Below are 15,591 nucleotides of genomic sequence, written 5' to 3'. Positions count from 1 at the left end.
CCGTACAGTAGGTGCTGGTGTAGTAGCGAAGATCGTTGCTTAATCAGTGATGCTGCTGCAGAGGGCTCCGTAAGGGGCCCTTTTTGTTGAACTTTTACAGGCTCAACTGCTTTTGCTGCCATAGCCCGCGTTCTGGCTTGTTTTCATTCAGTAAGACAGTATAATGAGCGGCTATTTTTGGTTGGCGGCAGTTTTGTCGTCAGGCCGGATTTTAGGGGCATAGTTCCAATTGGTAGAACAGCGGTCTCCAAAACCGATGGTTGGGGGTTCGAATCCCTCTGCCCCTGCCAATATCAGAAGAGGTCCCCGCCACAGTTGGGGCTGCAATGTAGCTTGGTGTTACACGCCATGGGAAAGTGAGTTAGAGCATGAATGCAACGAGTGAAACCCCAAAAAGCGGCTTAGATGCGGTGAAATGGTTTGGTGTATTGGTACTGTTAACAGTATTGGTTGCCGGTAATTATATGTATGAGCTGTCTGCTTTGGAAAAAGCAGGTGCGATTATCGTTTTAGCTGGTTTAGCAGCTTTTCTGGCCGCCAAAACAGCCAAGGGTGCTGCTTTTTTAGAGTTTGCCAAAGAAGCCAGAACTGAAGTTCGCAAAGTGGTATGGCCAACCCGTCAGGAAACAATGCAGACTACACTGATTGTGATGGTCGCTACTGTCATTGTGGCATTGATCCTTTGGGGTCTGGATGCCATTCTGCTGCGTCTTGTGTCATTTATTACCGGTTTGGGGATCTAAGTTATGTCAGGAAAAATGCGTTGGTACGTGGTGCAGGCCTTTGCTGGTTTCGAGCAGCGTGTTGCCACCTCTCTGCGTGAGCACATCAAGATCCATCAGATGGAAGAGAAGTTTGGTGAAGTCCTGGTTCCTACCGAAGAAGTGGTAGAAATGCGTGCTGGTCAAAAGCGTAAATCTGAGCGCAAGTTTTTCCCTGGTTATGTATTAGTCCAGATGGAAATGTGTGAAGAAGCCTGGCACTTGGTGAAAAGTGTACCGCGCGTGTTAGGTTTTATCGGTGGTACTTCAGATCGTCCGGCACCAATCACAGAAAAAGAAGCCAATACGATCCTGAACCGTCTGCAAGACAATGCCGACAAGCCAAAACCAAAAACACTGTTCGAAGCTGGCGAAGTGGTTCGGGTTACCGAAGGTCCATTTGCCGATTTCAACGGTGTGGTGGAAGAAGTGGATTACGAAAAGAGCCGCGTGAAAGTGTCGGTTCTGATCTTCGGTCGCTCTACTCCGGTTGAACTGGAGTTTGGTCAGGTCGAAAAAGCTTAACGGTCAAAAAACCGTTGTCACGGGCCGCTGGTTAAAATATAATCGCGGCCTTTTTTAACGTCAGGGGAGCCGTTTGAGTAAGTGTCCTCGCACTTACGAGGCTAAGACCCTATAAAGAGGTGAAACATGGCTAAGAAAGTCACGGCACTTGTAAAATTACAAGTTAAAGCTGGTATGGCAAACCCGTCACCACCAGTTGGTCCAGCATTGGGTCAACACGGTGTGAACATCATGGAATTCTGTAAAGGCTTCAACGCCCGTACAGAGTCTCTGGAAAAAGGCATGCCAATTCCAGTCGTGATCACTGTATACAGTGACCGCTCATTTACATTCGAAACCCGCACCCCTCCAGCCTCATTCCTGTTGTTAAAAGCAGCGGGTCTGAAAGGTGGTTCAGGCCGTCCAAACACACAGAAAGTCGGTAAAGTGACTCGTGCTCAGCTGGAAGAGATCGTAAAGATCAAACGTGCTGACCTGACCGCTGCTGACGATGAAGCGGCAGTTCGCACCATCGCTGGTACTGCTCGTTCAATGGGCTTAGTGGTAGAGGGTTAATCGATGGCTAAATTATCAAAACGCGCTAAATTAATCCGCTCTAAAGTAGATTCTACTCGTGAGTACGGTATCAATGACGCAGTTGCTCTGTTAAAAGAGCTGGCAACCAGCAAATTCGTTGAGTCTGTTGACGTTGCAGTAAACCTGGGTATCGACGCCCGTAAATCTGACCAGAACGTACGTGGTGCTACTGTACTGCCTCACGGTACTGGCCGTACTGTTCGTGTTGCTGTGTTCACTCAGGGTGCAAACGCTGAAGCTGCTAAAGCTGCCGGTGCCGACATCGTTGGTATGGAAGACTTAGCTGAGCAAGTGAAAAAAGGCGAAATGAACTTCGACGTAGTAATTGCTTCTCCAGATGCAATGCGCGTTGTAGGTATGCTGGGTCAGATCTTAGGTCCACGTGGCCTGATGCCAAACCCAAAAACTGGTACTGTAACGCCAAACGTAGCTGAAGCTGTGAAAAACGCTAAAGCCGGTCAGGTTCGTTACCGTAACGACAAGAACGGTATCATCCACTCTACCGTTGGTAAAATTGACTTCGACGCTGACAAGATCAAAGAAAACTTGGAATCTCTGCTGGTTGCACTGAAACGTGCTAAGCCATCAGTGGCCAAGGGTACTTACATCAAGAAAGTGACGCTGTCGACCACTATGGGTGCAGGCATCGTTCTGGATCAAGCGTCTTTAGACGCCAAGATCTAATAAAGCCGTTTAATTAAGCAGCTTTACTTGAGCGCGAGGTTAAATTATAATCTCGCGCTCTAATTTTCGGGTAGAAGCTGGCTTGAGCGCACTATTGTGTGTAAAAGCAACAGCTTCCGTCCAAGACCGTAGGTGCCGCAAGTTTCAATGAAAGGCGCGGCTTAAAAAGACAAACCTACGCAGACGGTGTGTTAGCCCCAGAAAGATTCCAATCCTTCTGGTCTGCCACCGTAAATCGCGCGTTGAACAACTTCGGTTGAACAACGATGTGTAGGCAACCAGACAATTCAGTCTGGATGAACCAGGAGTTAAAAGCCTATGGCTATTAAGCTTGATGACAAAAAAGCAATTGTTGCTGAAGTTCAGGAAGCTGCCAAAGGTGCTTTGTCTGCGGTAGTCGCAGATGCTCGTGGTGTCACTGTAGGCAAAATCACTGAGCTGCGTAAGCAAGCTCGTGACGCTGGCGTATGGATGAAAGTTGTCCGTAACACGCTGGTTCGCCGTGCAGTAGCTGGCACCGAATTTGAGTGTCTGAATGACGCGTTCGTAGGTCCAACTCTGATTGCATTCTCTAAAGAGCACCCAGGTGCTGCAGCGCGTATCTTCAAAGATTTCGCGAAAGAGAACCAGAAGTTTGAACTGAAAAGCGCAGCCTTCAATGGCGCCGTAGTCAGCGTAGAAGTGCTGGCCTCGTTACCAACTTACGACGAAGCTATCGCTCGCCTGATGAGCACTATGAAAGAAGCAGCAGCCGGCAAACTTGTCCGTACAATTGCCGCAGTTCGCGACCAAAAGCAAGAACAAGCCGCCTAATTATCAGGCAGGTTGGTTTTTAAAGTTTAATAGGGTATACGCCCACTTAGTTTAGGAATCTGAGAAATGTCAGTGACTAAAGAGCAAATTTTAGACGCTATCGCAGCAATGTCTGTAATGGAAGTTGTTGAACTGGTTAGCGCTATGGAAGAAAAATTCGGTGTTTCAGCTGCTGCTGCTGTTGCTGTAGCTGCTGGCCCAGCTGCTGCTGTTGAAGAGCAGACTGAGTTCACTGTAGTTCTGGCCGCTGCTGGCGCCAACAAAGTAGCTGTTATCAAAGCAGTTCGTGGCGCAACTGGTCTGGGTCTGAAAGAAGCGAAAGATCTGGTTGAAGCTGCTCCAGCTCCAATCAAAGAAGCTATCTCTAAAGACGAAGCTGCAGCTCTGAAGAAAGAGCTGGAAGAAGCTGGTGCTACTGTTGAAGTTAAATAATCTAGTTAACTCTAGATTAGTCGCCTGATTTCAGGCTAGGCTGGTGGTGAAATAACCACCGGCCTTTTTGCGCTGTGGGACTTTGATTTTCCCCGCCCCTTATGTAGCCATAGTGGCCGCATAAACCGCCGCCCCGCGAGGGTAGGTAGGGTAAAAAATCAGCAAGCTGAGGAACCCCATGACTTACTCTTATTCTGAAAAGAAACGTATCCGTAAGGACTTCGGTAAACGTCCATTGGTATTGGATGTGCCTTATCTGCTGTCGATTCAGATTGAATCATTCAGCAAATTCATCGAGCCGGATCCAGAAGGTGAATACGGTTTAGAAGCCGCTTTCCGTTCTGTGTTCCCAATCAAAAGCTACTCAGGTAGTGCAGAGCTGCAATACGTCAGCTACCGCATTGGTGAGCCGGTTTTTGATGTAAAAGAGTGCCAGATCCGTGGTGTGACTTACTCAGCACCGCTGCGTGTAAAACTGCGTATGGTGTTATTTGATAAAGAAGTGCCAGGCACCATCAAAGACATCCGTGAGCAAGAAGTTTACATGGGCGAAATCCCACTGATGACCGAAAACGGTACCTTTGTTATCAATGGTACTGAGCGTGTTATCGTTTCACAATTACACCGCAGCCCAGGTGTGTTTTTCGACCATGACCGTGGTAAGACACACAGCTCAGGCAAGGTGTTATACAATGCTCGCGTCATTCCTTACCGTGGCTCCTGGTTAGACTTTGAATTTGATGCCAAAGATAACCTGTTTGTCCGTATCGACCGTCGCCGCAAACTGCCAGCCACTATTTTGTTACGTGCGCTGGAATTAAGCACTGAAGATATTCTGAGCACCTTCTTTGAAAGCACCCGTTTTGAAATTAAAGACGGCAAGCTGTTTATGGAAGTGGTGCCAAACCGTCTGCGCGGTGAAACCGCAGCCTTTGATATCAAAGACAACGATGGCGAAGTGATCGTAGAAGCCGGCCGTCGTATTACTGCCCGTCACGTCCGTCAGCTGGAAAAGACCGGCATGACGTTGATGGATGTACCTCATGAATATGTGGTAGGTCGTGTCCTGGCGAAAAATTATGCTGACCGTTCAACCGGAGAGATTATTGCCGAGGCGAACGCAGAGCTCACACTGGAGCTGTTAGCCAAACTAGCCAAAGCCGGATATGACAGCTTTGAAACTCTGTATATTAACGATCTGGACCAGGGTTCATACATTTCTGAAACTCTGCGTATCGATCCAAGCAGCAACCGGATGGAAGCGCTGGTAGAAATCTACCGCATGATGCGTCCTGGTGAACCACCAACGCGTGAAGCTGCTGAAACTTTATTTGAAAACCTGTTCTTCTCTGAAGACCGTTATGATCTGTCCACTGTGGGCCGGATGAAGTTCAACCGCCGTGTTGGCTTCGAAGAAGGTTCAGGTGTTGGTATCCTGAGCAAAGTGGATATCCTGGCAGTGATGAAGGTGCTGATTGACATCCGGAACGGTAAAGGCGAAGTGGACGATATCGACCACTTAGGTAACCGTCGTATCCGTTCTGTGGGTGAAATGGCTGAAAACCAATTCCGCGTTGGTTTAGTGCGTGTAGAACGTGCAGTCAAAGAGCGTCTGTCATTGGGCGACTTGGATGCTGTGATGCCACAGGATCTGATCAACGCCAAGCCAATTTCGGCTGCAGTGAAAGAGTTCTTCGGTTCAAGCCAGTTGTCTCAGTTTATGGACCAGAACAACCCGCTGTCAGAAGTGACCCACAAACGCCGTATCTCTGCGTTAGGCCCAGGCGGTCTGACCCGTGAGCGCGCCGGCTTCGAAGTTCGTGACGTACACCCGACTCACTATGGTCGCGTATGTCCAATCGAAACGCCTGAAGGTCCAAACATCGGTCTGATCAACTCACTGTCTATGTTCGCACAGACCAACGAGTACGGTTTCCTGGAAACACCCTATCGTCGTATTGACAACGGTATTGTGACGGACGAAGTGGATTTCCTGTCAGCGATTGAAGAAGGTAACTTCGTTATCGCTCAGGCGAACGCCGAACTGGATGCCGATAACCGTCTGGTGGCTGACCTGGTTCCTTGCCGTTTCAAAAACGAATTCACGCTGATGCCAGCTGATAAAGTCCAGTACATGGACGTTGCGCCACAGCAAATCGTTTCTGTTGCCGCTGCACTGATCCCGTTCCTGGAACACGATGACGCCAACCGCGCATTGATGGGGTCAAACATGCAACGTCAGGCCGTTCCGACGCTGCGTTCAGACAAACCTCTGGTAGGTACAGGTGTTGAGCGTGTTGTAGCGAAAGACTCTGGTGTCACAGTGGTCGCTAAACGTGGTGGTGTAATCGATTATGTCGACGCCAGCCGTATCGTGATCAAGGTGAACGAAGAAGAGATGGTCGCTGGTGAAGCGGGTATCGATATCTACAACCTGACTAAATACACCCGTTCTAACCAGAACACCTGTATCAACCAACGTCCTTGTGTCAACAAGGGTGAACCCATTGAACGCGGGGATATTCTGGCCGATGGTCCTTCGACGGACCTGGGTGAACTGGCGCTGGGTCAAAACCTTCGCGTTGCGTTCATGCCTTGGAATGGTTACAACTTCGAAGACTCGATTTTGTTATCTGAGCGTTTAGTTCAGGAAGACCGTTTAACCACTATCCATATTCAGGAACTGAGCTGTATTGCTCGTGATACCAAGTTAGGGCCTGAAGAAATCACTGCCGATATTCCAAACGTCGGTGAATCCGCTCTGTCCAAACTGGACGAAGCCGGTATCGTGTACATCGGTGCTGAAGTGAAGGGTGGTGACATTCTGGTTGGTAAGGTGACACCAAAAGGTGAAAGCCAACTGACTCCGGAAGAAAAACTGTTACGTGCGATCTTTGGTGAAAAAGCCTCTGACGTGAAAGACAGCTCTTTGCGTGTACCTAACTCTGTTACTGGTACAGTGATCGATGTTCAGGTATTTACCCGTGATGGCGTTGAGAAAGACAAACGTGCCCGCGAAATCGAGGAAATGGAAATCAAACAGGCCAAAAAAGACCTGAATGAAGAATTCCGTATCCTGGAAGAGGGTATTTTCTCTCGTATCCGTAACCTGATCGAAAGCACTGGTGTTGACCGCGCCAAGCTGAACACTATGCGTGGCGACGCGCTGTTAGGCTACAGCCTGGCAGACGAAGACAAGCAAAACGATCTGGAACAGTTATCTGCTCAGTACGAAGAAATTCGTATCGAATACGATAAGAAATTCGAAGCCAAGCGTCGCAAGATTGTTCAGGGTGATGACCTGGCTCCAGGCGTGCTGAAGATCGTGAAAGTGTATCTGGCCGTGAAGCGTCGCATTCAGCCTGGTGACAAGATGGCGGGTCGCCACGGTAACAAAGGTGTGGTTTCTACCATTGTTCCTGTGGAAGATATGCCATATGACGAAAAGGGTCAGCCAGTAGATATAGTTCTGAACCCGCTGGGTGTTCCGTCGCGGATGAACATCGGTCAGATCCTGGAAACACACTTAGGCCTGGCAGCTCGTGGTATCGGTGACAAGATTGACGCCATGATCAAAGACCAGAAAGAAATCGCGGAGATCCGTGACTTCCTGAAGAAGGTCTATGCGCTGGGTGAATCCCGTCAGGAAGTGGATATCGAAAACTTCACTGACGATGAAGTACGCCGTCTGGCGGAAAACCTGCGTAAAGGTTTGCCTGTAGCCACGCCCGTGTTTGATGGCGCTAAAGAAAGCGAAATCAAGCAACTGCTGGAGCTGGGTGACCTGCCAAGCAGCGGTCAGATCACGCTGTACGATGGCCGTACCGGTAATACCTTCGAGCGTAAGGTCACTGTGGGCTACATGTACATGCTGAAACTGAACCACTTAGTTGATGACAAGATGCACGCCCGTTCGACCGGCTCGTACAGCCTGGTCACGCAGCAGCCTCTGGGTGGTAAAGCGCAGTTCGGTGGTCAGCGTTTCGGTGAGATGGAAGTGTGGGCACTGGAAGCATACGGCGCGGCGTACACGCTGCAAGAGATGCTGACAGTCAAGTCAGACGACGTGAATGGTCGTACCAAGATGTATAAGAACATCGTGGACGGTGACCACCGCATGGAGCCTGGCATGCCAGAATCTTTCAACGTACTGATGAAAGAAATCCGTTCGCTCGGTATCAACATCGAATTGGAAGAGGAATAACCGGCAGCCGCTCTGCAAACGCAGAGCGGCTTCTGCCTCAGCCGGTGCTTGAAGCACCTATTGAAAAAGGTTAACCCTCTGACAGGAGAGTAAAGTGAAAGACTTATTAAAGTTTCTGAAACAACAAACAAAAACTGAAGAGTTCGATGTGATCCGTATCGGTCTGTCTTCACCAGACATGATCCGTTCCTGGTCGTTCGGCGAAGTGAAAAAGCCAGAGACCATCAATTACCGGACTTTTAAACCAGAGCGTGACGGTCTGTTCTGTGCGCGAATCTTTGGCCCGGTGAAAGACTATGAGTGTCTGTGCGGTAAATACAAGCGCCTGAAGCACCGTGGTGTGATCTGTGAAAAATGTGGCGTTGAAGTCACTCTGACTAAAGTGCGCCGTGAGCGCATGGGGCACATTGAACTGGCGAGCCCAACAGCTCACATCTGGTTCCTGAAATCATTACCAAGCCGGATCGGTTTACTGCTGGATATGACGTTACGTGATATCGAGCGCGTGCTGTATTTCGAAAGCTATGTAGTGACAGAACCAGGTATGACTTCTTTAGAGCGTCGTCAGATGCTGACTGAAGAAGAATACCTGGACGTGCTGGAAGAGCACGGTGACGAGTTCGAAGCCAAAATGGGTGCAGAGGCGATCCTCGACCTGTTAAAAGGCATTGACCTGGCCACAGAAATCAAACAAATGCGTGAAGAGTTGCCAACCATCAACTCTGAAACCAAACGTAAAAAAGTCAGCAAGCGTCTGAAGCTGATGGAAGCCTTCCACACCTCTGGTAACAAGCCAGAGTGGATGATCATGACTGTACTGCCAGTATTACCACCGGATTTACGTCCGCTGGTTCCACTGGATGGTGGTCGTTTTGCAACGTCAGATCTGAACGATCTGTACCGCCGCGTGATCAACCGGAACAACCGTCTGAAGCGTCTGCTGGACTTGTCTGCTCCGGATATCATAGTCCGTAACGAAAAACGTATGTTGCAGGAAGCTGTAGATGCGTTGTTAGACAACGGTCGTCGTGGTCGTGCCATCACAGGTTCGAACAAGCGTCCGCTGAAATCTTTAGCCGACATGATCAAAGGTAAGCAGGGTCGTTTCCGTCAGAACCTGTTGGGTAAACGTGTTGACTATTCAGGTCGTTCGGTAATTACCGTTGGTCCTACTCTGCGTTTACACCAGTGTGGTCTGCCGAAAAAAATGGCTCTGGAACTGTTCAAGCCGTTTATCTATGGCAAGCTGGAAGCCCGTGGTTTAGCGACCACCATCAAAGCTGCCAAGAAAATGGTGGAGCGCGAAGAAGGCGCCGTATGGGACGTTCTGGATGAAGTAATCCGTGAGCATCCGGTTTTGCTGAACCGTGCACCAACACTGCACCGTCTGGGTATCCAGGCCTTCGAACCAGTTTTGATTGAAGGTAAAGCCATTCAGCTGCACCCGCTGGTGTGTGCTGCATACAACGCCGACTTCGACGGTGACCAGATGGCGGTGCACGTACCGCTGACTCTGGAAGCTCAGTTAGAAGCCCGTGCGCTGATGATGTCGACCAACAACGTCCTGTCTCCAGCGAACGGTGAGCCAATCATTGTTCCTTCTCAGGACGTTGTATTGGGTCTGTACTACATGACCCGTGACGCCATCAACGCCAAAGGCGAAGGCATGTTGTTCAAGAGCCCGAAAGAAGCGGAAAAAGCTTTCCGTGCCGGCGTGGCCAGCTTACATGCCAAAGTAAAAGTTCGTATTACTGAAGTGACTTTGCAGCCAGACGGCACCAAAACCTCTGCAACTGCTGTAAAAGACACCACAGTAGGTCGCGCTATTCTGTTCTCTACACTGCCGGAAGGCTTGGCCTTTGACTCTGTCAATCAGGCGATGGGTAAGAAGCAGATCAGCCGCCTGTTAAACGGTTCATACCGACGTATCGGCCTGAAAAACACTGTTATTCTGGCTGACCAAATCATGTACACCGGTTTCCACTACGCGATGTTGTCAGGTGTGTCTGTAGGTATTGACGATATGGTCATTCCTGCTGCCAAGGTAGACATCATTTCTGCTGCGGAAGCAGAAGTAGCTGAAATCCAGGACCAGTTCCAACAAGGTCTGGTAACGGCCGGTGAGAAGTACAACAAGGTTATCGACATCTGGTCAACGGCGAACGAAGCCCTGTCCAAAGCGATGATGGACAACTTGTCGAAAGAACAAGTGGTTAACCGCGATGGTGACACTGTCACTCAACCGTCATTTAACTCTGTTTACATGATGGCCGACTCTGGCGCCCGGGGTTCACCGGCTCAGATCCGTCAGCTGGCAGGTATGCGTGGTCTGATGGCGAAGCCAGATGGCTCCATCATCGAAACACCAATTACCGCTAACTTCCGTGAAGGTCTGAGCGTACTTCAGTACTTCATTTCGACGCACGGTGCCCGTAAAGGTTTGGCGGATACCGCACTGAAAACAGCGAACTCAGGTTACCTGACCCGTCGTTTGGTTGACGTCGCCCAAGACTTGGTTGTGACTGAACACGACTGTGGCTCGACTGAAGGCATCATGATGAAACCACTGATTGAAGGTGGTGACGTTGTAGAAGGTCTGCGTGAGCGCGTGTTAGGTCGTGTGGTGATCGGTGATGTGGTAGTTCCTGCCACTGGTGAAGTGCTGGTTGAAGACGGCACTATGCTGGACGAGAAGCTTTGTGACCTGATTGAGAAGAACTCAATCGACGAAGTGTATGTACGCTCAGTTATTACCTGTCAGACCAATTTCGGGGTTTGTGCCAAGTGTTACGGCCGTGATCTGGCCCGTGGTCACCTGATTAATCCGGGTGAAGCTATCGGTGTTATCGCCGCTCAATCGATCGGTGAACCAGGTACACAGTTAACGATGCGTACATTCCACATCGGTGGTGCGGCATCACGGGCTTCTGCAGAAAACAGTGTTCAGGTGAAAAATGCCGGTACTCTGAAGCTGCACAACGCCAAAACTGTTCGCAACACTGATGGTAAGATCGTTATTACGTCACGTTCTGCAGAAGTGACAGTATTTGACGAGCAAGGCCGTGAGAAAGAGCGTTACAAGCTGCCATACGGTTCTGTGCTGACTGTAGACGACAACACCACTGTGACTGCTGGTCAAATAGTTGCAAACTGGGATCCGCACTCTCACCCAATCATTGTTGAGCGTGGTGCCAAGGTGTCGTTCAGCGATGTAGACGACAGCAACACAGAGGTACAGCAGGATGACCTGACAGGTTTAAGCCGCACAGTGGTGAAAGACTTGTCTAAAGCCAATGCGAAAGAGCCGAAACTGATCCTGGAAATGGACGATGGTGCGCTGCAGGAAATCCGCCTGCCAAGCTTTACGACCATCGAAATTACCGATGGTCAGAAGGTAAGTCCTGGTACTGTACTGGCGCGTATTCCTCAGGAAGGTTCGAAAACACGTGACATCACCGGTGGTCTGCCTCGCGTTGCTGACTTATTCGAAGCCCGTAAACCAAAAGACCCTGCCATTTTGGCGGAAATCTCTGGTGTGATCAGCTTCGGTAAGGAGACCAAAGGTAAACGTCGTCTGGTGATTACACCGGAACAAGGTGATTCTCATGAAGAGATGATTCCGAAATGGCGTCAGGTCAACGTGTTTGAAGGTGAGCGTATCGAGAAGGGTGAAGTGATCTCTGAAGGTCCAGAGTCACCTCACGATATCCTGCGTTTACGGGGTATCCACCATGTAGCGAGCTACATCGTGAACGAAGTTCAGGATGTATACCGTCTGCAAGGCGTAAAAATTAACGATAAGCACATCGAAACAATCATCCGTCAGATGCTGCGTAAGTGTGTGATCCTGCATCCAGGTGACTCTGAGTTCCTGGAAGGAGAACAGGTCGAATTCGCTCGTGTCGCTATCGCGAACATAGAGTTGGAAGCGGCAGGTAAAATCCCTGCGAAGTTCGAACGTGTGCTGCTGGGTATTACCAAAGCATCACTGTCGACCGATTCTTTCATCTCTGCAGCGTCGTTCCAGGAAACGACCCGCGTACTGACCGAAGCAGCCGTTGGTGGTAAAACCGATGAACTGCGCGGCCTGAAAGAAAACGTTATTGTTGGTCGTCTGATCCCGGCCGGTACAGGTTTTGCGTATCACCAAAACCGTGTCCGTGCGCGTCAACGTGCCGCCAATGGCGAAATCGCTGAACCGGCGATGAGTGCAGAAAGTGCTGAACAGGCCCTGACTGATGCTCTGAATATGGACTTGTCTGGCAACGACGATTAAGTCGATTGCAGGCCAAAGGGCGGGCCACCAGCAATGGGCCCGCCCTTTGTTTCTTGACAGGTCAAAGGTTGACCAGTAAAATTCCGCGGCCCCAAATTTGGGTGCGGAATTTTTCACGTTTATTGGTAGTTATTTAACCAGGAGTATTTAATGGCAACAATCAACCAGCTAGTGCGTAAGCCGCGCAGCCAGGTGGTCTCTAAGAGCACCGTTCCGGCGCTTGAAGCTTGCCCACAGAAGCGTGGTGTTTGTACCCGCGTATACACCACTACACCTAAGAAGCCAAACTCAGCATTACGTAAAGTATGCCGTGTCCGTTTAACTAACGGTTTTGAAGTAACTTCTTACATCGGTGGTGAAGGCCACAACCTGCAGGAACACAGCGTTGTTCTGATCCGTGGCGGCCGGGTAAAAGACCTTCCAGGTGTGCGTTATCACACCATTCGCGGCACTTTAGACTGTGCAGGCGTTAAAGATCGTAAGCAAGGCCGTTCTAAGTACGGCGCTAAACGGCCTAAGAAATAACGGTACTCCGTTAGTAAGGCCAAACTAATTAATCTTTTTATTGTTGTAATAAAAAGTTTTGGAATCACCTGAAGCAATCGGAGTTTCGAATGCCAAGAAGACGCGTCATAGGTCAACGTAAAATCCTTCCAGATCCAAAATTCGGAAGTGAACTGCTGGCCAAATTCGTAAACGTCGTAATGATCGACGGTAAAAAATCAATCGCAGAATCAATTGTATACGGCGCATTAGACATCGCTGCAACGAAATCTAAAAAAGCTGAACTGGATCTGTTCGAAGTTGCATTAGACAACATTCGTCCAACTGTTGAAGTTAAATCACGCCGTGTGGGTGGTTCTACTTACCAGGTTCCATGTGAAGTTCGTCAGGTTCGTCGTAACGCGTTAGCTATGCGTTGGTTGGTTGAAGCTGCCCGTAAACGTGGTGAAAAATCAATGGCCCAGCGCTTAGCTGGTGAGATGCTGGACGCTGTTGAAAACAAAGGTTCTGCTGTTAAGAAGCGTGAAGACGTGCACCGTATGGCTGAAGCGAACAAAGCGTTTGCTCACTTCCGCTGGTAATTGCACCCTTAAGAGGACTTTATTGTGGCACGTACAACTCCTATTGAGCGTTACCGGAATATTGGTATTTGCGCTCACGTAGATGCGGGTAAAACCACAACGTCCGAGCGTGTGCTGTTTTATACAGGCCGTTCTCACAAAATCGGTGAAGTTCATGATGGCGCAGCCACCATGGACTGGATGGAACAAGAACAGGAACGTGGTATCACTATCACGTCTGCGGCAACTACGGCTTTCTGGTCTGGTATGCAGCAGCAGTTCGATCTGCACCGGATTAACCTGATCGACACGCCGGGGCACGTTGACTTCACTATCGAAGTTGAACGTTCTCTGCGTGTTTTGGACGGTGCAGTGGTTGTATTGTGCGGCTCCTCGGGTGTTCAGCCTCAAACTGAAACTGTGTGGCGCCAGGCAAACAAGTACGAAGTTCCTCGGATGATTTTCGTCAATAAGATGGACCGTACCGGTGCGAATTTCCTGCGTGTTGTAAAGCAAGCGAACGACCGACTGAATTCACGTATCGTTCCTATTCAGTTGCCAATTGGTGCTGAAGAGAACTTCAAAGGTGTTGTTGACCTGATCAAGATGAAAGCCATTAACTGGAATGAAGCTGATCAGGGCATGACTTTCACCTACGACCCTATTCCAGAAGATATGGTCGCTGAGTGTGAAGAGTGGCGCCAGAACATGGTGGAAGCAGCTGCTGAAGCCAATGAAGATCTGATGGAACGCTACCTGGAAGGTGGCGAGTTTACTGAAGAAGAACTGCGCCAGGCCCTGCGTGACCTGACCCTGCGTAACGAAGTTGTGCTGGTGATGTGTGGTTCTGCTTTCAAGAACAAAGGTGTTCAAGCTGTACTGGACAACGTCATTTATTACCTGCCGTCACCGACTGAGGTGAAGGCAATCAAAGGTGTTAAAGAAGACGACTCTGAAGATGAACGTCATTCGTCGGACGACGAACCCTTTGCCGCATTGGCATTTAAGATCGCAACAGACCCATTCGTGGGAACTCTGACCTTCTTCCGTGTCTATTCAGGGGTAGTAGAAGCAGGTTCTGCTGTTTACAACTCGGTAAAACAGAAGAAAGAGCGTATCGGCCGTATAGTTCAGATGCACGCGAACAGCCGTGAAGAGATCAAAGAAGTTCGTGCTGGTGACATCGCAGCAGCTATTGGTCTGAAAGACACGACTACAGGTGACACGCTGTGCGATTCTGAGAATGTGATCATTCTGGAACGCATGGAATTCCCTGAGCCGGTCATTTCTGTGGCTGTAGAGCCAAAGACCAAAGCTGACCAGGAAAAAATGGGTATCGCGCTGAGCAAATTGGCGGCTGAAGACCCATCTTTCCGAGTTCACACTGACGAAGAAACCGGTCAAACCATCATCTCAGGTATGGGCGAATTGCACCTGGAGATCATCGTTGATCGTATGAAGCGTGAGTTCAAGGTAGAAGCCAATGTGGGCAAACCTCAGGTTGCTTACCGTGAAACCGTGCGTGGTTCAACAGAAGTTGAAGGTAAATTCGTACGTCAATCTGGTGGTCGTGGTCAGTTCGGTCACTGCTGGCTCAGAATTGAGCCACAGGAAGAAGGTGCTGGTTATGAATTCGTGAATGCCGTTGTTGGCGGGGTTATTCCAAAAGAATACATCCCTGCTATCGACAAAGGTATTCAGGAACAGATGAAGAACGGTATCCTGGCTGGCTACCCGGTGATCGACGTGAAAGTAACCGTATTTGATGGTTCTTATCACGACGTTGACTCAAACGAGATGGCGTTTAAGATCGCAGCTTCTATGGGGTTCAAAAAAGGTGCTTTGCAGGCCAAACCTGTCCTGCTGGAACCAATGATGAAAGTAGAAGTAGTCACTCCGGAAGACTTCATGGGTGATATCGTTGGTGACTTAAACCGTCGCCGCGGTATGATTAACGGTATGGAAGATGCCCCTGGTGGTATCAAGATCGTTGACGCTCAGGTTCCTCTGTCAGAAATGTTCGGCTATGCGACTTCAATGCGTTCTCTGACGCAAGGTCGTGCTTCATATTCAATGGAACCATTGAAGTACATGGAAGCGCCAAACAACATTACTGAAGCGATCATCGCAGCTCGTAAAACTGGTGAATAATAACTTTGTCGGCCTGTCTTCAGGCAGGCCTCTAACAGAAGGTAATTAAAATGGCTAAGGCTAAATTTGAACGCGTAAAACCGCACGTAAACGTAGGTACAATCG

At 49.4% G+C, this 15,591-nt stretch carries 11 protein-coding genes and 1 tRNA gene; all 12 read left to right on the top strand.

What is annotated here, in order from left to right; translation table 11 throughout:
* Positions 1 to 213: 213 nt before the first annotated feature.
* The 12 genes from WKJ03_RS18360 (at position 214) to fusA (ending at position 15,486) form a co-directional block, all read left to right on the top strand.
* A tRNA-Trp gene (locus WKJ03_RS18360) sits at positions 214 to 290 on the top strand.
* Positions 291 to 368: 78 nt separating this feature from the next.
* On the top strand, positions 369 to 743 hold the full coding sequence (gene secE, locus WKJ03_RS18355; protein WP_337843700.1) for a preprotein translocase subunit SecE: 375 nt from the start codon (positions 369 to 371) through the stop codon (positions 741 to 743).
* Between the two features lie 3 nt (positions 744 to 746).
* Positions 747 to 1,286, top strand: a complete 540-nt coding sequence (gene nusG / locus WKJ03_RS18350) for a transcription termination/antitermination protein NusG (protein WP_337843699.1) — start codon at positions 747 to 749, stop codon at positions 1,284 to 1,286.
* A 126-nt stretch (positions 1,287 to 1,412) separates the two neighbouring features.
* A complete protein-coding gene (gene rplK, locus WKJ03_RS18345) occupies positions 1,413 to 1,841 on the top strand; it encodes a 50S ribosomal protein L11 (RefSeq protein WP_031564148.1) in 429 nt (142 codons plus the stop codon).
* Positions 1,842 to 1,844: 3 nt separating this feature from the next.
* Positions 1,845 to 2,546, top strand: a complete 702-nt coding sequence (gene rplA, locus WKJ03_RS18340; protein WP_337843698.1) for a 50S ribosomal protein L1 — start codon at positions 1,845 to 1,847, stop codon at positions 2,544 to 2,546.
* Between the two features lie 318 nt (positions 2,547 to 2,864).
* On the top strand, positions 2,865 to 3,359 hold the full coding sequence (gene rplJ, locus WKJ03_RS18335) for a 50S ribosomal protein L10 (protein ID WP_337843697.1): 495 nt from the start codon (positions 2,865 to 2,867) through the stop codon (positions 3,357 to 3,359).
* Positions 3,360 to 3,425: 66 nt separating this feature from the next.
* Positions 3,426 to 3,791: a 50S ribosomal protein L7/L12 gene (gene rplL, locus WKJ03_RS18330; RefSeq protein WP_337843696.1), complete on the top strand. Its 366-nt coding sequence runs from the start codon at positions 3,426 to 3,428 to the stop codon at positions 3,789 to 3,791.
* A gap of 178 nt (positions 3,792 to 3,969) precedes the next feature.
* Positions 3,970 to 7,995: a DNA-directed RNA polymerase subunit beta gene (rpoB, locus tag WKJ03_RS18325; protein WP_337843695.1), complete on the top strand. Its 4,026-nt coding sequence runs from the start codon at positions 3,970 to 3,972 to the stop codon at positions 7,993 to 7,995.
* A gap of 94 nt (positions 7,996 to 8,089) precedes the next feature.
* Positions 8,090 to 12,271, top strand: a complete 4,182-nt coding sequence (gene rpoC / locus WKJ03_RS18320) for a DNA-directed RNA polymerase subunit beta' (RefSeq protein ID WP_337843694.1) — start codon at positions 8,090 to 8,092, stop codon at positions 12,269 to 12,271.
* Between the two features lie 150 nt (positions 12,272 to 12,421).
* Entirely contained in the window at positions 12,422 to 12,796 is a 375-nt protein-coding gene (gene rpsL / locus WKJ03_RS18315; protein WP_337843693.1) for a 30S ribosomal protein S12, read from the top strand.
* Between the two features lie 89 nt (positions 12,797 to 12,885).
* Positions 12,886 to 13,356 (top strand): 30S ribosomal protein S7, encoded by a 471-nt coding sequence (gene rpsG / locus WKJ03_RS18310; RefSeq protein WP_337843692.1) that lies wholly within the window; start codon positions 12,886 to 12,888, stop codon positions 13,354 to 13,356.
* Between the two features lie 24 nt (positions 13,357 to 13,380).
* Positions 13,381 to 15,486, top strand: coding sequence for an elongation factor G (gene fusA / locus WKJ03_RS18305; RefSeq protein ID WP_337843691.1), 2,106 nt, complete (start codon positions 13,381 to 13,383; stop codon positions 15,484 to 15,486).
* Positions 15,487 to 15,591 lie beyond the last annotated feature (105 nt).

Origin of the sequence: Rheinheimera sp. (assembly GCF_037442525.1) — a bacterium.
Lineage (GTDB): Bacteria > Pseudomonadota > Gammaproteobacteria > Enterobacterales > Alteromonadaceae > Pararheinheimera.
This window is presented reverse-complemented; position numbering and strand designations above follow the sequence as displayed.